The sequence below is a fragment of the Virgibacillus salexigens genome (assembly GCF_014905415.1).
Taxonomy (GTDB): domain Bacteria; phylum Bacillota; class Bacilli; order Bacillales; family Amphibacillaceae; genus Virgibacillus; species Virgibacillus salexigens.
Genome location: NZ_BNEO01000001.1, coordinates 839,100 through 856,902 on the forward strand (window position 1 = coordinate 839,100; position 17,803 = coordinate 856,902).

The window sequence follows — 17,803 nt, forward strand, 5'->3', positions numbered from 1 at the left end:
AAAGAGACCAGTTTTATTGTTAGTTAGATTACTCACCTCTGTCTACTAATCTACGTTTTAGTATCTTTCCAACCGTATTTCTAGGCAGGGCTGGTATTAACTCATAATTTTTTGGAACTTTATATGGGGTTAGGTTTCGGTAACAAAAACCTTTTACTTCTTCAACATCTAATACAGCTCCTTCTTTTGGCACGATAAAGGCCTTGACAACTTCCCCTTTTTCAAGATCAGGAATGCCTATAACTGCACATTCCTTCACATCCGGATGTTCATATAAAATGTTCTCCACTTCTTGTGGGTAAATATTAAAACCACCGTTAATAATCATTTCTTTCTTTCTGCCAACGATATAGAAGAAACCATCTTCATCATACATGGCCAAATCACCTGTATAAAGCCAGTTATTTTTTAACGCTTTATTCGTCTCCTCTTGGTTATTCCAATACCCTTTCATTACTTGGGGACCTCTAATTAGTAACTCTCCCACAGCGTTTTCAGGAAGTTCCTGATTATCATTGTCGACAATAATACAATCTGTACCTGGCAATGGAAGCCCAATACTCCCTATTTTTCGTTTACCTGTTGAGGGATTTCGATGAGTTGAAGGAGAAGCCTCAGACAAACCAAAACCTTCCCCAATAACTGCTCCAGTAATTTTTTCAAATTTCCTCAATACTTCCACAGGTAACGGTGCCGATCCACTGGAACAAAATTTAAAACAGTTAAGACCATAGTTTTTAATGTCTGGATGGCTGATTAAGGCATTATAGATTCTCGGAACACCTGGAAAGAAAGTAGGTTGATAGCGTTTGATTTCTTTTAATACCGTATCAACCTGAAACTGTTGGATCACTATATTGGTGGCACCGATATAGACTCCCAGATTCATGGCACTTGTCATTGCGTAAACATGATATAACGGAAGTGTGGTGAGCACCGTTTCTTTTCCAACGTACATTTCTTTTCCATACATGGCATAACTTTGAATTACATTAGCAACCAGGTTATAATGCGTTAACATCGCTCCCTTCACAACCCCTGATGTGCCACCAGTATATTGAATAACTGCTATATCTTCTCTCACTATAATTGGTGCTCTTTTTTCAGATGGCTCATAAGTTTCAATAAGTGAATCTAGGCTGATTCCTTCAGACGTGTTTCCCCCAACTACAAAAACATGAGCAAACGAAAAAGTTTTTGCTATATCTCCCACTTTTTCTATATGATTAGCTTCACAAATAATATATTTCATCTGGGCATCTATCGTAATCTGTAACAATTCTCTAGCGGTATAATTGGGGTTAATTTGTACAACAATGAGACCTAATTGCATGGCAGCATAGTAAGCAATAATATAATCCGGCTGGTTTGATACCATTAAGCCAATTCTTTCTCCTTTTTTTAAACCTAAACTATTCCACGCATTCGCTAGTCTATTTACAGCATCCAATAATTGCCGGTAAGAAATTTGTTTTTCGTCATAGATAATTGCTGTACGATTCCCAAAACGAGTAACTGTTTCCTTTAATAAAGCGTATAAAGTATCCTCTGGGATATAAGGATCAATATCCATATCTTTTGGATATACGGAATACCATTTTCGATTACTTATTGCACTCACGTTACCGATACCTCCCTTTTTATAATCATCTTAGATTATTCAATAGCACCAACTTCCTCATAGTATTGTTTGGCACCTGGATGTAATAACTCTAGATCAATTCCATTCAGAGCGGTATCAATGGTGAATGACTTAGCTCTCTCCGGTACTTGTTCTTCAAAGGTATCAATATTTTCCCAGAATAGTTTTGTTAATTGATATACATATTCTTTATCGAATTCACTTTGAACCGTAAGCATCGTTTCCATCACGTATGTTTGTGTTGGTTTGTCTATACCTTTATATGTTCCGGCAGGTATTTCTCCAGCTGTTATTCCTATCCCTTTTTCCTCTATACTGGCCAGTTTATCTGCTTCAATGGGAATAACTTTTATCGGATTAGTTATTTCTATTTCTTGGAGGGCTGGAATAAATGGAGCACCACCACCAAGAAAGACATCGACATTTCCATCTTTCAACATCGATGCTCCATCCGAATAATTACCATAGGACACCTGCCCACCCGCTGCTTCAATTGTCTCCTCATCAATTCCATATTCCTTCATCATTTTCCAAAAAGCTACGGGTCCACCGCCACCTTTTGGACCCAAGAAGATATGTTTGTCGACAATATCTTCAATCGAGTTAATATCCTTATTATCCGCTGTGGTTGCTATCGTTTGATAAACTGGATATAATGCTGCAATTGCTGCAATATCCTTTATTGGCTCATCAAAGCCAAATCCACCATCAAGTGCGGATATAAAATCTGGTGTATAATTTAGTCCCATTTGAATGTCTCCAACATTGAGAGATTTGATATTTGCCGTCGATCCCCCTTCTAATTGCGTAGCATTTAAGTTAACAAAGCTATTTGAGTAAATTTCTGTCATGGTAGTCGTAATCGGGTACCACCCAGACCCCATCGGTCCAGATCCAATGGTTAAGAATTTGTCTGGTGCTGTAGGTTTGTTTCCAGAATTGGAAGTTTCACTTCCACAAGCAGCTAATAGGGATATAAATAAAACAAAAGTCATAGCATACATTATTTTTTTCATTAAAACTCCTCCTCACTTATCCTATTGATTGGTTTGAGTCCTCCATATCATTAAGCTTCTTGCCTCTCCATTGCCAACTAATTAAGCACAATGCGAGCACTATCCCAATAAGATCACCTAGCACTCCAGGAATAACCAATAAAATCGCACTAATAAATATGATTAGCCTTTTCAGTAAACTAAGTGACCGGATAAAATAGCCTTCTAATCCACCAGCAAATAAGATACAGCTGAAACAGGCACTAGTGATTGCCAAAATGATGTCTATCATATCTCCACCCTGCATAAGTAAAACTGGGTTATAAGCAAAAATGAATGGAACAAAGAAACCGCCTAATCCAATTTTTATAGCATATAAGGACGTTTTGAACGGATCGGAACCAGCAATACCAGCTGTAGTATATGCTGTTATGGCAACCGGTGGAGTTAGTCCAGATAGTACACCAAAGTAAAATACAAACATATGGGCTGCAACTTGATTAACTCCTAATTCAATTAAAGCTGGAGCACCAAGAACAGCTAATATGACATAGGCCGAGACCGTCGGCATTCCCATTCCCATAATAATAGAGGCAACGGCAACTAGGGACAGCAGTAAGAATAAATTTCCATCCGCCACATTAATAACAAATCTAGAAAAGGTAATTCCTAATCCTGTTAATGACACGGCACCCACAATGATCCCAGCAGTAGCACAAGCGGCGATTACCGTTAACGCATTTTTGGCTCCGTCTTCCAATGCCGCTAAAATACCTATTAAATTCATTCGCGTGGCTTTTTTTATCCAACTTAGTATAATCGTAGCCAATATAGCATAGAATCCAGCCTTCATTGGACTGAAACCATAAATCATTAAGCCAAGAATAACTACTATTGGTAAGAAAAGGTAGCCTTGCCTTAGTAATACAGACTTTACACTAGGAAGTTGTTCTTTTGGGATTCCTGCTAAATGAAGACGCTTGGCATGAAAATAAACCACCATACCTGCAATAAAAAAGTAAATGACCGCAGGAATTAATGCATAGAGAGCCAGCTTAATATATGGAATTCCTACTGTCTCAGCCATAATAAAAATGGAAGCACCCATGATTGGCGGCATGATTTGTCCACCCTGTGATGCCACAGCTTCTACTGCTGCTGAAAATCGTTTATTGTACCCTAGCTTTTTCATTAAAGGGATAGTAAATGATCCTGTAATTGCTGCATTCGCTGCTCCATTACCAGTAATTGTGGCGACTAGTGCACTGGAGCCAACCGCAGATAGAGCGGGGCCACCCGTTTTATTACCAAGTGCTCCAAAAGCAAAATCTGTAAAAAATTGCCCTCCACCTGAACGCATTAAAAACGAACCAAATACTACAAACAATAAGAGCACGGTCGAACTTACATAAATTGGTTCACTAAATATGCCTAACGTTCCGCTAAACATATGGTCGACCATTTTTTCATACCTAATCCCCGGGTGTGCTAATGCACCGGGAAAATACTGACCATATAGTACGTAGATGAGAAAAAAGACGCCGATTAATGCCATAAGTATCCCATTTGTTCTCCGAGTTGCTTCTAACACTAAAATAATAAAAACACTTCCAACTAGTGTATCACTTGCATTTATATCCCCTTGCCTGCTTTGAATCATTTCTGCCCCACCGATCATATAAACGGAAGTTGCAAGCGTTATTAGGATAAGAACGATATCGACTATGCCAAACTTACCTCCTTTTTTAAAAGGAAATAGTAGAAAGATTAATAGAATTGCCCATAAAACATGTACACTCCGCTGCTGCCAAGAGGGTAATGTTCCAAAGCCTGCAGTATAGATATGAAACAAGGATAAGCCAATCGCTAATAAAGAAGTGAAGAGAACAAAGAATCTTGCGCCATTCCACTTCTGTTTTCGTATTTTCCACACTTCTTCTATATAAGCCTGTTTTTGGTTAATCGTCGTATCTATTTTTTGCATCTTCGTAGCTGAAGCTGCCATTGCAGCACCTCCTGTTCTATAATGTACTGCCCCCATCAACACTGATAATCTGTCCAGTTATAAAGTCACTTGATGATGAAGCTAGTAACAGTGCCACACCTTTTAGTGAATGGTTATCCCCAATCCGTTGCAGCGGATTTTTATTCTTAATCGTATCTCCTTTTCTCTCTAATACTTCCTTTGTCATGGTTGTTGGAAAAAAACCAGGTGCAATGGCATTAACATAAATACCATGCTGTGCCCATTTTCTGGCTAAATCCTTAGTGAAATGAATGACTGCAGCCTTACTTGTACTATAACCAATAGCATTTAACACTTCTGGTGGCTCCGCTTTTAACCCTGCTGCTGAGGCAATGTTAATGATTTTTCCTGATTGCTGTTTAATCATTTGTTTACCTACTTCTTGTGATATCATAAATGTTCCGGTAACATTGACTTTCATGACTTTTTCCCAAGCCTCTAAAGGCATTTCCTCTACACTAGCTCCCCACGTTGTACCGCTATTATTTACTAAAATATCAATCTTCCCAAAGTCTTCTTCGATTAATTGCACAACCTGTTGCACTTCTACTTGATTCGTTACATCGCAAGCATATGCCTGCGAATGAATACCTTTCCTCTGTAAATGTTGTGCCGTTTCCTTACACGCTTCCAATTTTCTGGAACAGACAGTGATTGCACATCCTGCATCAGCTAGTGCCTCTGCAATTTGTTTTCCTAGCCCCCTTCCTCCACCAGTAATCAGAGCAACTTTACCTTCTAATCGAAACATATCAAAGGTATTCATTATTATCCCCACCTATAGTTTTTAATTTTAAAGCGTTTTCATTTTTGGGGTTTCACTTATATATAGCAAATATTATGCCAATAATTTGTCAGCAGAATAAAACGGCTGCTGCCCCCTTCTCTGGGAAAATAAAAATGCAGTCCTGCTTCTATTGGACTGAGAAATTCAAAAATGCATCAATATATGCTCTAATTGATATGTGAAGTGATTCATTTTTAGATTATAGATTTAGAATTGAATCAATGTTTTGATTTGTCCATATACGTTAAAATACTGTACACTACCTGAATATTCGGTGTAGGTACATTTATTTCTAGTCCTTTTCGAACAATATAGCCGCACATCGCTTCCACTTCCATCGGCTTTCCCTTCCTTCGATCTTGTAACATTGATGTATGGTGTTTTTTTGCCCTTTCAGCTTTCCTTAATACGGACTCTACCGTTTGGTTGTTTTTTAGTTCGATTTTTAACCTCTCAGCAACATCGATAGCTTCTTGGCAGATTAATGATGCCGTATAACGAAGTTCCTCGTTTGCTAAAATTTCACCAACGTTTGCATTTAAGATAGCCGATAATGGATTAAATGTAACATTCCAAATCAGTTTCCGCCATTTGTTCTCCATAATCGATTGTGCATACACCGAATCAATACCAGCTGCTTGAAAAAGTTGATTAATCTCCAGGCATGACGCTTTCGCTGAAGAATGCAATTCTCCAATAACTAATTTCACTCTACCTTTTTGAGTTACTTTCCCTGGTTCGTCGATTGCAGCTTGGATATATGCTGCAGTGGACAAGATGCGATCATGATCAAAAATGGTTCCTAATAATTGCTCGTTTTCCACACCGTTTTGCATCGTTACGATCAAACAGTTTGATGGAAGCACTAGTTTTAATTGGCTAGCCATCTCTTCTGTATCATTTGATTTCACACAGAATAAAACGAGTTCACATTCTGATAGTTCATTTATTTTATCCGTAAATGTGGCATCTACTAAGAATTCTTCTTCACCTTTAATCATCCTTAATCCCGCTTGTTTCATAGCTTGAAAATGTTTGCCTCTTGCAAGGAACGTTACATCATGACCAGCAAAATGAAGGATTGCTCCAAAATAACTCCCTACCGCTCCAGCACCAGCTATACCTATTCGCATAAATTCACCTCTCATTATTATTCTTAATGAAGATTAATGTTGTATTTACTCAATTTTCTAACAATTGTAGGTTGACTTGTGCCCAATGCCTTAGCAAGCTCATAGGTATTCCCATATCTACTTGCTGCTCGCCTAATCATGTACTGTTCAGCCAATTCAACCGCTTGTTTTAAGGTAGTACTCGAGTGAGTTTCTAAGTTATCGATTTCCTTATATTCATCAGGCAGATTCTCAATCGTTAATAAGTCATTTCTCGTAGTTACAACCAACCGTTCGATTACATTAGAAAGTTCCCGGATATTTCCCGGCCATGAATAATTCAAAAAGAAATCATTTAATTCATAGTCTATTTCTTTATTAAGATGATATTTCTGATTAACCACTCCTAAAAAGTGCTGGATCATTGGATAGATATCTTCTTTTCGTTTTCGAAGGGGTGGGATTCGAATCGGAATAACATGCAGCCGGTAAAATAAATCTTCTCGAAATGATCCTTCTTTGACCATTTTACTTAGGTCACGATTGGTTGCTGCAATTATACGAACATCTACCTTTCTGGAATAAGAGCTGCCAATTCGTTGTAATTCTCCTTCTTGTAACACACGTAATAATTTCACTTGCAAGGCTGATGGAAGTTCTCCAATTTCATCTAAAAATAGTATCCCTTTATCAGCAGCTTCAAATATTCCTGGTTTTCCATTTTTATTAGCGCCTGTAAATGCCCCTGGACTGTAGCCAAAGAGTTCCGATTCTAATAACTCTGGGGGTATCGCCCCACAATTTACTTTTAGGAACTTCCCTTTTTTGGACCTAATGCTTTGATTATAAATATACGTTGCTAAAACATCTTTACCAACTCCTGTTTCTCCTAGAATCAATACAGTTGCGTCGATATTCGCTATTCTTTCAGCTGTATCATAGATTCGTTTCATTTCTACATTTTCTGTAATAAATCCATCTGCGTCGTTTGATTTACGCATTAACCGTCTAATTTCTTCTTTATATTGATCATTTAATTTGTTTAACTTATTCAATTCTATTTGTAATTCATTCAAATCCTTTAAATCTCGTATGTTCGTTACAATTTTTTCAATTTCACCTCTATCATTAAATACAGGTGCACCAGTTAATAACACTTCTTTCCCTGCATTATTTCTTTGGACATACGATACCGTTCGTTTCAGTTCCAATACCTTTTTTGTAACCGATTTTTTCAAAATCCCTCTTTTTACTAAATCGTCCACATTCTTACCAATGTAGTATTCTTTAGGAATACCAGTAATTCGTTCAATTGCTGAGTTTGTATTCCATGTTATACCTTTATGATCGGTTATATAGATGCCATCGTAAGAATTCTCAATAATGGCATCGAATTCTCTATTCATGCTTTTTAATTTGTTATTCTCTTCTTTCATTGAAGCCAATGCTGGAGATTCCAATCCAATAAACAACTTCCCAGAATCAATGGCACATTCTATAAATACAAAAGTCTTACTATCTCTAGTTGCTGAAATTAACTTATTGATTTCTTCCCATTTTAAGAATAACTGCTTGAAATTATCTCCTTTCGTTAGAGGTACTTCCAATGAAGATGCTAGTTGTATATTATGTTCAATTATTCGATCAGCTTCATCAACGATAACTGCTGGTAAGGGGAGGATATGGATGTCTTCTATTGTTTTGATATTAACCACCTCCTTTAAGAATATGAAGTGACATCGAGTTGCCCCTCTTCAATTGGGTATGCTCGCTACTAACGTTGTGCTGACTTCTCTCGAGTTGAACGAGTGCTCTATCTCAGGTGTGCACTCTCTCCAAAATTTCTCCGTTATCCCACTTTCACCCGCTATATCCCAATAGCGTCGATATATGCTGGGCTGTTTTCCGAATTTCTTCGATGATTACTTCCTCTTTGTCTTTCGAGTAATCGGTTATTGGAATACTAATCCCAAGCGCGGCCAGGGTGGTGCCGTTATAATTTTTAATCGGAAAGGAAAAACCTACCGTATCTTTAAAATGCTCCGCTTTACTGACGGAATATCCACGCTCTCGAATCTTGGCTATTTCTTCTAGCAATGCTTCTTTGCTCGTTATCGTATTTTCAGTAATTGCTTGTATTTCCAGTTGTTCTAAATAGTTGTTTAATACTGCATCATCCATGCTGGCTAATAACATCTTCGGACCCGATCCAGCATAAAGCGGAGATCTTTTTCCTACTTTAATGACAAGGCGTACCGGTTTACTGCTATCTAATTTCTCGACGTAGACTGCCTCATTTCCTTCGATCGCAACCATATGAACCAATTCGTTTAATTTCTCATTTAATTGCTTCATATATGGCAGGGCGATCTTCCGATATTCCAGTTGTTCACTTACGCGGTTACCTAATTCCAATAGCTTTAGCCCCATGCGATACTTCACATCATGACTGGATCGTTTGACCCTTACTAATAACCCTGCTTCTTCTAAAGATAGAACTAACCGAAATACAGTTGTCTTTGGTAATTGGGACATCTCCACCAATTCAATTAAACTTAATTCTGATTTGGAATGAAAACAATCTAATAATCCAACTGCCTTCAATAAACTTTGACTCATACTACGTAACCCCCTATAGAAAATAAGCTCTATAGTGTTATCTTAAATCATTCTAACGTTAAAAAATAGTTTAATAGAGCTGGCATTTGTGCCACCTCTATCTTAGTGAAGGTATTCAATCACCGTTGATATTCCTTGACCACCACCAATGCAGAGTGTAGCAAGACCATATCGTTCACCAGTTCGCTCCATTTCATGAAGGAGTTTTGTCATGATCACTGCTCCTGTTGCTCCAATAGGATGGCCTAATGCAATTGCTCCTCCATTGACATTGACCCGCTCCACTGGCATATCTGCCTCCCTTATTACAGCAATCGATTGGGCAGCAAACGCTTCGTTTAGTTCAATTAATCCGATATCCTTCATTTGTAATCCTGCTTGCTTTAACGCTTTAGCTGTTGATTCCACTGGTCCAATCCCCATTATATCAGGTGATACACCACTCACTGCCTGTGCGAGAATTCTTGCCTTCGGTTTCAGCCCATGAACATCCATTGTCCGTTTATTCATCATTAATAGGGCTGCTGCTCCGTCATTTCTTCCACTTGCATTACCAGGCGTTACAGTTCCTCCTTCTTTAAATACCGCTGGAAGTGTGGCTAGCTTTTCTTTTGATGAAAGCCTTGGATGCTCATCTCTGTCAAATACTAATTTTCTCTTTCGTTCCTTCACTTCATATGGAACGACTTGTTGTTGGAAGCGTCCCTCTTTGATAGCGCGATCCGCTAGCTCCTGACTTCGATGAGCAAATTCATCCTGCTCCTCTCGTGAAATCCGATATTTTTCTGCTAGATTTTCTGCAGTCATTCCCATTGTCAAATCACCATATTCTTCAATAGGCTGAGAACCTGGCTGACTTTCGGTATTTGGATCCAATAAAAGCCCTCTCCCAGCTCGATAGCCATATCGCGCATGTCTAAGATAAAATGGTGCTGTACTCATACTTTCTGCCCCTCCAGCAATTACGGCATTTGCAAGTCCTAGCTTTAATTGCATATCTGCATTATTAATCGCTTGCAGACCAGAGCCACATTGACGATGCACCGTATAACCAGTCGTAGATACGGATAAATCCGCGCGTAACAAGGCCACACGTGCAAGGTTCGATTGATCTGCACTCTGTTTCGCCTGCCCAAGAATGACTTCATCAACCTCTACATCAGAGCCATGTCTTGCCAGAACTTCACGGATTACTTGTTCAGCTAAGTAATCCGCTGTAATATGTTTTAATGTCCCACCCATTTTACCTACAGCTGTTCGTACGGAACCAACAATAAATGATTCTTCCATGCTATCCATCCTTCCTTTTCAACTCACGGATTAGTTCCCCAGCAATTATGTTTCGCTGAATTTCTGATGTTCCTTCATAAATTTTGGTAATTCGAGCATCACGATAATACCGTTCAATCGGATAATCTTTCATATAGCCGATTCCCCCGTGGATTTGTACTGCAAGATCTGCTACGTTGTTATACACTTCTGAACCATATAATTTTGCAATGGCAGCTTCTTTTACAACTCGTTGTTTTTGATCGGTCATCCAAGCAACCCGATAGGTTAACGAACGTAAGGTTTCAATTTGCATACTAATATCTGCTAACATATTTTGTATCGTTTGTACTTCAAGTATTGGTTTCCCAAATTGTTCTCGTTCCTGGGCATATGCCAAGCAATGATCGAGTAACTTTTCACAAGATCCTAAATTTCTAGCTGATAAGCCTGCTCGGCCATTAGCAAGTATTTTTAATGCATTGACATATCCCTGTCCTTTTTCTCCTAATACATTTTCGACTGGCACTTCCATATCTTCGAAGAACAATTCTGCAGAGTGCGACCCTCTTAGTCCCATCTTCTGCTCCACATTACCTAAAACAAACCCTGGAAAATCCTTTTCCACGATAAATGAAGTAATCCCCTTTGCACCCTTGGATGGGTCGGTTACGGCCATAACGGTGAACACATGACCATCAACGGCATTCGTAATATAATGCTTGGAACCATTTAGAATGTATTTATCTCCTTTTTTCACAGCAGTTGTTTTTAGATTAGCTGCATTTGAACCAGCACTTGGCTCTGTTAAAGCAAAGGCTCCAATCCACTCTCCAGTCGCCATTTTGGGTAAATATTTTTGTTTTTGTTCTTCTGTTCCCAGTTCGACGATCCCAACACTACCTATTCCTGTATGGGCTCCAATTAATGTGGTAAACCCATTATGAGTTTTTCCTAATTCTTCATAAATGGCACATTTTCCAACCATATCTAATCCTAATCCGCCATATTCCTCAGGAATACTTAAGCTAAATAACCCCATCTCCTTTGACTGATCGATAACTTTTTGGGGGATTTGATCCTTCTCTTCTATTTGCATCGCTAATGGCTCTACTTCATCTCGAACAAATTTCCTTACCGTTTCTCTTAAAAACGCGAGATCTTCAGATAAACGAAAATCCATGATAAAACCCCTTTACTTAGTTGTTTTGAAATGTTGGAGTTCTTTTCTCCATAAATGCGCTTGTACCTTCTTGTTTATCTTCTGTTTCAAAGGCTACTGCCTGTGAGAGTTTCTCCATCCATAAAGCTGTCGATTGATCGACGTCATAGCCTTTATGGACTGCCATTTTTGCTAGTTGTATAGCGATTGGTCCCCTATTTAAAAGGCGAGATGCGACCGTATTTGCCTTTTCTAACAAATCTTTATTCGTAGCTACTAAATAGGTAACCAAGCCAATGTCCATTGCTTCTATTCCACTAATCTTTTTTCCTGTTAGAATCATGTCCAATGCTCTACCCTTCCCAATGATTCTAGCTAGACGCTGTGTACCACCTGCACCAGGAATGATACCTAGATTTAATTCAGGTAAGCCAAACGTTGCTTGTTCTGTAGCAATTCGGATATCACAGGCCATTGCAAGTTCACATCCTCCACCTAAGGCATATCCATCCACAGCTGCAATCGTTGCTTTTTTACTGCTTTCAATTTTGTCATATAGCGCCTGCATTCCTGGGCTAAGCGCATCCAAACTTGTTTTTTTAGATAATTGTTTGATGTCTGCGCCTGCCGCAAAAGCTTTCTCACTTACACTATGAATAATAATCACACGCACCTCAGGTATTGATTCTGCTTCATTTATAGCCGCTTCTATCTCTGAAAGCATCTCTGTATTCAGTGCATTACGTGAGTCTGGACGATGAAGCATTAACCAATAAACGCCATGGTCTACCGTGATTTGAATATTTTTAAAGCTCATCATTATTCTCCCTTCCTTTAGCGATAATCGTAAAATCCAATCCCACTTTTTTTGCCCAGCCTTCCTGCCTTTACATATTTAGTAAGCAGCGGTGAAGGCCGGTATTTTTCCCCTAGTGTTTGATAAAGGTATTCCATATTCCGAAGCCGCGAATCTAAACCTACTAAATCAGCCAATTCCAGTGGACCCATTGGATGATTCAGACCAAGCTTCATTGCTTTATCAATATCTGCTGCACTAGCAACACCTTCCATCAGCATATTCATTGCTTCATTACCAATCAGGCAGTTCATTCGCGACGTTACAAACCCAGGTAATTCATTCACCTCAACTGCTTCTTTTCCTAAACTAAGCGAAACCTCTTTAATCACATCCACGGTTTCATCCGATGTTTCTAATCCTCTAACGACTTCAATTAATTTCATTTTGTGAACTGGATTAAAAAAGTGCATCGCTACGACTTTTTCTGGCCGATTTGTTTGAGCAGCAATTTCTGTTGGACTCATTGTCGAAGTATTTGTCGCCAAAATCGTGCTTCGTTTGCAATAATGATCCAGTTTTTTAAATATGTCGATCTTTAATTCAATTTTTTCCAGCACTGCTTCTACTACTAGATTTACGTGTTTAACAGCTGACTCTAAATCAGATTCATAGATCATATTCATCTTTGCTTCGCTTATCGTTTCCTCATTGATAAAGCCATTGTTATAGCTGCGGTCAAGCAATTGTTCAATATCCGTCTTTGCAGCTTGCAAAATTTGGTCATTCACATCATTCAGCATCACCGTATAGCCTGATACCGCAAATGCGTATGCGATTCCTTTTCCCATGATACCTGCCCCAACTACTGCCACTTGCTTCATACTCACATCTCCTTTAATTGACTAGGTTGTTCCACCTGTGCATCTTTACGTACACTTTTTTGCAAAAGGTATACGAATAATAATGTAATTACACCGACGATATCTGTGTATATCCCAGGAAAAATCATGAGTAACGAACCAGCAAATAAAATTACACGTTCATACCAATATGCATGTCTAAGCAGCCACCCTTCTGCACCACTAGCAATTCCTATAACCCCAATGACAGCGGTTGCAATAGATAGAATGATCTGCGATATCCCGCCGATTAACAGTAACTGCTCTCCATATACAAACAGATACGGTACAATATAAGCCGCAATTCCTAATCTCATAGCTGTTAGTCCTGTCTTCATTGGCTCTGAACCCGAGATACCCGCAGCTGCAAACGCTGCCAGCGCAACAGGTGGAGTGATTGCAGATAACGCGGCAAAGTAAAAAACAAATAAATGAGCGGCAATTGGAGCTACTCCTAGCTCTACTAATGCTGGGATTGTCAAGGGAACTTGAACAATATAGGCAGCTACAGTTGGAAGACCCATTCCCAATATAATACTTGTGATCATCGTAAATACCAATGCTAAAATGAGAACACCGCCGGAAAGATCGATGATAATACTACTAAATTTAAGACCAATCCCTGTGAGGCTGATTATTCCAATGATTAATCCTGCAGAAGCACAAGCAATTACTGTTTCTAAGGAGGCTTTTGCTCCTAGATCCAATGCTTTCACAATTTGTTTGATTGACAACCTGCTTGCTGTTCGAATCGCCGCAACGAGGATCGTTGCAATAATTGCATACAATCCTGCCTTCATTGGAGAACTTCCTCCAATTAATAAAACAACGATAACTACTAAAGGAATTAAGAAATGGAAACCTCTTTTAAAAATATCCCAGGTTTTCGGTAGACGACCATCTTGTATCCCATGTAATCCATTCCTTTTTGCCCGTAGGTCTACCTGAATAAATAAAGAAAGATAATACAAAACTGCTGGGATAATGGCTGCAACCGCCAACTCCATGTAGGGAATTCCTAAGTAAGCAGCGATAATAAATGCCGATGCCCCCATAATGGGTGGCATGATTTGCCCTCCCGTTGAAGATACAGCTTCAACGGCACCAGCGAATTGTTTCTTATAACCGGTTTTCTTCATTAATGGGATGGTAAATGCTCCTGTTGTTGCTGTATTAGCTACCGCGCTTCCAGATATTGTGCCAAGTATCGAACTAGCTACAATAGCCGTTTTGGCTGGCCCACCTCGGTATTTTCCCATACCAGCTACTGATAAATTAATAAAGAAATTTCCTGCTCCTGATACTTCCAAGAACTTACCAAATAGAATAAATAAAAAGATAAACGTTGCTGAAACCCCCAGTGGAGTACCAAACACACCTGACACTGTATAAAAAAGATGATCAATAATCCACATTGGAGTAAATTCACGATGCCCCAATTCTCCTGTAATCAAATGTCCCCAAAAACCGTATACGAGACAAACAAGGATTAGAATGACAAGTGTATTTCCAATTACTCTTCTAGTAGCTTCAATAAGCGATAGGCATGCAATAAAACCAAGAGCCATTTCTAATGGCGTTAGTTGCTCAATATAACTCATACGAGACTGTATTTCTTGTGCATGCATTACAAAGTAAGAATAGGATACAATGGACAGTGCAATAAATATCCATTCAAACCACGGTATCGATTGATTTTTGGCTGCTTTTCTACTTGGCTTATAGATGGCAAATACAAGTATTAACGCAAACCCTAAATGTGCAGCGCGCTGCAAGATCGATTCAAATACCCCAAACAGACCTGTGTAAAGATGAAACAGGGACATTGTAATAGCAGCAATGGAGATAATCATGCTAGAATACCCCTTCAACAAACGCACTTTTTCATTCTGAATTGCCTCTTCCTCTTGATCTCCCTGTATAGGTACATCCGATTTGTTTTGTCCTGTCATATTCAAACCTCCTTTTTGATCAGAATGTACTGTACCAATCCCCACGTATGTAAGATTGACAGCCTTGCCACTAACTTTTACTCCAATACACCGATCTCCTTATAGTACTTCTTTGCACCAGGATGCAAATTACCAACATTTTTTTCAACTGAATACTCGGCAGTAAAGTCGCTCATAACCGATGAAATATTCTCCCATTCGTCGCGATTTTCTACCATCATTTTCGTTAACTTATAGACGGCATCCTCACTCATCAAATCATTATTGGCTAGGAGAACTGTATAACCTGCAACTGTTTTTATTGGATCTGGCTGACTTGGGTAGGTATTTGGTTCGATTGTATATTCCAGATAACCTTCATTCTTTTCATGAAGCGATGAAATTACCTCATCACGAAGTGGAATAAACCGAAGTCCCATTGTTGTATCTAATTCTTGAAATGTGGATACTGGCGCAGCTAACATTCCTGTAATTGCATCAATATGACCATCACGCAAAAGATCAGCCCCATCAGCAGTTCCGACATATTCAACGCCGCCCAAATCGTCGTAACTCATATTAGACATTTCTAAAATATCCAATAATGCCAATTCTCCGCTATATCCTTTGATACCAGGACTGACAACTTTGCCCTTTAAATCTTCCACACTATATATATCCGAATCCTCTCGCACAGCAATATGAAAAACATTCGGGTAAAGTGTTGCTACTGTACTTACATTTTTTATTGGCTCATCAAATGCTCCTTTCCCATTCAATGCTTCAGGTACGGTTTGCCCATTGCTAAAACCTATATGAAACGTCCCTTGCCCAAGACCTAGTAAGTTGGATACCGAACCGCCTTCGACAATTGTAGTTGAGGATTCCGGAAACACGGAAGCCATTTTATCTGACATCGCACCTGATAATGTATACCAAAACCCACCTACTGTTGCCGAACCAAAGGATATTTCGCTAAGATCTTCTCCTGCATTTGAGTTTGACTTCGTGCTTCCAGTCTCTTCTGAGCAACCTATCAATACTCCCATAATCATTAAGAAGCTAATAACCATCCCAAACATTTTCTGCATAGATTTCCCTCCTAATTTTTTATTTCTGCTTTTTTCACTTTGAACGTCGTACCAGTTATCTGCTGTAAATCTTTTAAACTGATATCCGACAATAATTCAACCAGTTCTACACCATCGTTGGTAAACCCAAAAACCGCATGCTCTGTTACTAGCAAGTCTGCCTTAGCCACGCCACTACTAGGAAAGGTTAACTTTTCTACCAGCTTTGGTTCACCTGACTTCGACATATGTGTGGCTGCTATAATAATTTTTTTAGCACCTGCTACAAGATCCATTGCACCACCCACACCTAAAATTGTTTTACCTGGAACAGCCCAATTTGCGATTTCTCCGTATTGATCTACTTGAAGTGCACCTAAAACAGCAACATCCACATGCCCTCCTCGTATCATCGCAAAAGAGTCGGAGCTATCGAAAATGGAAGCACCAATATCCATCGTGACTGGCTTTTTACTTGCACTGATTAAATCCATATTTACTTCTTCTTCCTTCGGTGTAGGTCCCATTCCCAGGAGTCCATTCTCTGTCTGTAGAAATACTTTTTTATCCCCTAAGCAATCTGGAATTAAGGTTGGGATACCAACACCTAAATTAACAATTTCCCCTTCACTTAATTCACTAGCAACTCTATTTGCTATACGAATACGGTCCGATTGGCTCAACGTACACACCTCCCTTTTTCACATACTTGTTTAGGACAAGATAATCAATATACGCATGAGGGGTTACGATATCTAGTGGAGAAAGCTCCCCCGCTTCTACAATTTCATCTACTTCCGCAATAACCACCTTTCCCGCAGTTGCCATGGATGGATTGAAATTTCGCGCCGTATGGTCATAAATAAGATTACCTAATGTATCCGCTTTCAAAGCTTTGATTAAGGAAACATCTCCGTTTATTGATTTCTCCAACAAATATCTTTCCCCATCAATCACTTTCTCTTCTTTTCCTTCGGCAATTTTTGTTCCAACAGCTGTTTTTGTATAAAAACCTCCTATTCCTGCTCCCCCACATCGGATCGCCTCGGCTAGCGTACCTTGAGGAATAAGGTCAATTTCAAGTAACCCATCGTTCCAGGCCTTCACAGCATCTCGATTGGTTGTAAAGTAAGAACCTACTGCTTTTTTCAGGCAGCCAGACGTTAATAGTTTTCCCAATCCCTTGCCTACTTCCCCTAGGTTGTTACTTACGACGGTAAGATGTTGCTTTGAAGATGCTGCTATTTCATCAAGCAAGGTGAGAGGGGTTCCAGACATACCAAACCCACCTACAAGTAATGTATCGCCATCCTGAATGAGCTGCACGATTTCACGCTTGTTGATTACTTTATTCATTTATTCTCCTCCCTTAAAACGCTTGCAAAAATATTCCGTATATTGGAATAATCATTCCTTTTTTAGCTTGTTTAGATTTTAATCGAAATAATTAGAAAAATCAACCTATTTTTTAATAAAGTCTTCATACATTAAA

15 protein-coding genes are annotated in these 17,803 nt (G+C 39.1%); all 15 read right to left on the reverse strand.

All coding sequences use genetic code 11. The features are described from left to right. Nucleotides 1-28: 28 nt before the first annotated feature. Nucleotides 29-1,621 carry a long-chain-fatty-acid--CoA ligase gene (locus JKP73_RS03790; RefSeq protein WP_234447050.1) on the reverse strand — a complete coding sequence of 531 codons (1,593 nt, stop codon included), beginning with the start codon at nucleotides 1,619-1,621 and terminating at the stop codon, nucleotides 29-31. A gap of 35 nt (nucleotides 1,622-1,656) precedes the next feature. Further along, on the reverse strand, nucleotides 1,657-2,658 hold the full coding sequence (locus JKP73_RS03795) for a TAXI family TRAP transporter solute-binding subunit (protein ID WP_200410940.1): 1,002 nt from the start codon (nucleotides 2,656-2,658) through the stop codon (nucleotides 1,657-1,659). A 16-nt stretch (nucleotides 2,659-2,674) separates the two neighbouring features. Beyond that, complete coding sequence (locus tag JKP73_RS03800) at nucleotides 2,675-4,642, reverse strand: TRAP transporter permease (protein WP_160806768.1); 1,968 nt, start codon at nucleotides 4,640-4,642, stop codon at nucleotides 2,675-2,677. Nucleotides 4,643-4,658: 16 nt separating this feature from the next. After that, nucleotides 4,659-5,429 (reverse strand): SDR family oxidoreductase, encoded by a 771-nt coding sequence (locus JKP73_RS03805; protein ID WP_200410941.1) that lies wholly within the window; start codon nucleotides 5,427-5,429, stop codon nucleotides 4,659-4,661. Between the two features lie 239 nt (nucleotides 5,430-5,668). Next, complete coding sequence (locus tag JKP73_RS03810; protein WP_160806770.1) at nucleotides 5,669-6,583, reverse strand: ketopantoate reductase family protein; 915 nt, start codon at nucleotides 6,581-6,583, stop codon at nucleotides 5,669-5,671. Between the two features lie 23 nt (nucleotides 6,584-6,606). After that, entirely contained in the window at nucleotides 6,607-8,277 is a 1,671-nt protein-coding gene (locus tag JKP73_RS03815; protein WP_234447051.1) for a sigma-54 interaction domain-containing protein, read from the reverse strand. Nucleotides 8,278-8,422: 145 nt separating this feature from the next. After that, nucleotides 8,423-9,181, reverse strand: coding sequence for an IclR family transcriptional regulator (locus JKP73_RS03820; RefSeq protein ID WP_021289630.1), 759 nt, complete (start codon nucleotides 9,179-9,181; stop codon nucleotides 8,423-8,425). 102 nt (nucleotides 9,182-9,283) lie between these two features. Then, nucleotides 9,284-10,471, reverse strand: coding sequence for a thiolase family protein (locus JKP73_RS03825; RefSeq protein ID WP_160806771.1), 1,188 nt, complete (start codon nucleotides 10,469-10,471; stop codon nucleotides 9,284-9,286). 1 nt (nucleotide 10,472) lies between these two features. Continuing rightward, nucleotides 10,473-11,633, reverse strand: coding sequence for an acyl-CoA dehydrogenase family protein (locus JKP73_RS03830; protein WP_021289632.1), 1,161 nt, complete (start codon nucleotides 11,631-11,633; stop codon nucleotides 10,473-10,475). 16 nt (nucleotides 11,634-11,649) lie between these two features. Further along, a complete protein-coding gene (locus tag JKP73_RS03835; RefSeq protein WP_021289633.1) occupies nucleotides 11,650-12,432 on the reverse strand; it encodes an enoyl-CoA hydratase/isomerase family protein in 783 nt (260 codons plus the stop codon). 14 nt (nucleotides 12,433-12,446) lie between these two features. Beyond that, the gene (locus JKP73_RS03840) at nucleotides 12,447-13,292 is read right to left on the reverse strand and encodes a 3-hydroxyacyl-CoA dehydrogenase NAD-binding domain-containing protein (protein WP_021289634.1); all 846 of its coding nucleotides are present in this window, start codon (nucleotides 13,290-13,292) and stop codon (nucleotides 12,447-12,449) included. Nucleotides 13,293-13,294: 2 nt separating this feature from the next. Beyond that, nucleotides 13,295-15,262: a TRAP transporter permease gene (locus JKP73_RS03845; RefSeq protein ID WP_160806772.1), complete on the reverse strand. Its 1,968-nt coding sequence runs from the start codon at nucleotides 15,260-15,262 to the stop codon at nucleotides 13,295-13,297. 77 nt (nucleotides 15,263-15,339) lie between these two features. Next, nucleotides 15,340-16,332 carry a TAXI family TRAP transporter solute-binding subunit gene (locus tag JKP73_RS03850; protein WP_038242463.1) on the reverse strand — a complete coding sequence of 331 codons (993 nt, stop codon included), beginning with the start codon at nucleotides 16,330-16,332 and terminating at the stop codon, nucleotides 15,340-15,342. 11 nt (nucleotides 16,333-16,343) lie between these two features. Then, nucleotides 16,344-16,994 carry a 3-oxoacid CoA-transferase subunit B gene (locus JKP73_RS03855; protein ID WP_021289637.1) on the reverse strand — a complete coding sequence of 217 codons (651 nt, stop codon included), beginning with the start codon at nucleotides 16,992-16,994 and terminating at the stop codon, nucleotides 16,344-16,346. Further along, the gene (locus JKP73_RS03860) at nucleotides 16,960-17,667 is read right to left on the reverse strand and encodes a CoA transferase subunit A (protein ID WP_021289638.1); all 708 of its coding nucleotides are present in this window, start codon (nucleotides 17,665-17,667) and stop codon (nucleotides 16,960-16,962) included. The genes JKP73_RS03855 and JKP73_RS03860 overlap by 35 nt, the downstream gene beginning before the upstream one ends. Between the last annotated feature and the right edge of the window lie 136 nt (nucleotides 17,668-17,803).

Excerpts from the sequence above, each read along its gene's own strand:
- JKP73_RS03795 (WP_200410940.1), bottom strand. The coding sequence starts at position 2,658 with ATGAAAAAAATAATGTATGCTATGACTTTTGTTTTATTTATATCCCTA.
- JKP73_RS03800 (WP_160806768.1), bottom strand. The coding sequence starts at position 4,642 with ATGGCAGCTTCAGCTACGAAGATGCAAAAAATAGATACGACGATTAAC.
- JKP73_RS03805 (WP_200410941.1), bottom strand. The coding sequence starts at position 5,429 with ATGAATACCTTTGATATGTTTCGATTAGAAGGTAAAGTTGCTCTGATT.
- JKP73_RS03810 (WP_160806770.1), bottom strand. The coding sequence starts at position 6,583 with ATGCGAATAGGTATAGCTGGTGCTGGAGCGGTAGGGAGTTATTTTGGA.
- JKP73_RS03820 (WP_021289630.1), bottom strand. The coding sequence starts at position 9,181 with ATGAGTCAAAGTTTATTGAAGGCAGTTGGATTATTAGATTGTTTTCAT.
- JKP73_RS03825 (WP_160806771.1), bottom strand. The coding sequence starts at position 10,471 with ATGGAAGAATCATTTATTGTTGGTTCCGTACGAACAGCTGTAGGTAAA.
- JKP73_RS03830 (WP_021289632.1), bottom strand. The coding sequence starts at position 11,633 with ATGGATTTTCGTTTATCTGAAGATCTCGCGTTTTTAAGAGAAACGGTA.
- JKP73_RS03835 (WP_021289633.1), bottom strand. The coding sequence starts at position 12,432 with ATGATGAGCTTTAAAAATATTCAAATCACGGTAGACCATGGCGTTTAT.
- JKP73_RS03840 (WP_021289634.1), bottom strand. The coding sequence starts at position 13,292 with ATGAAGCAAGTGGCAGTAGTTGGGGCAGGTATCATGGGAAAAGGAATC.
- JKP73_RS03845 (WP_160806772.1), bottom strand. The coding sequence starts at position 15,262 with ATGACAGGACAAAACAAATCGGATGTACCTATACAGGGAGATCAAGAG.
- JKP73_RS03850 (WP_038242463.1), bottom strand. The coding sequence starts at position 16,332 with ATGCAGAAAATGTTTGGGATGGTTATTAGCTTCTTAATGATTATGGGA.
- JKP73_RS03860 (WP_021289638.1), bottom strand. The coding sequence starts at position 17,667 with ATGAATAAAGTAATCAACAAGCGTGAAATCGTGCAGCTCATTCAGGAT.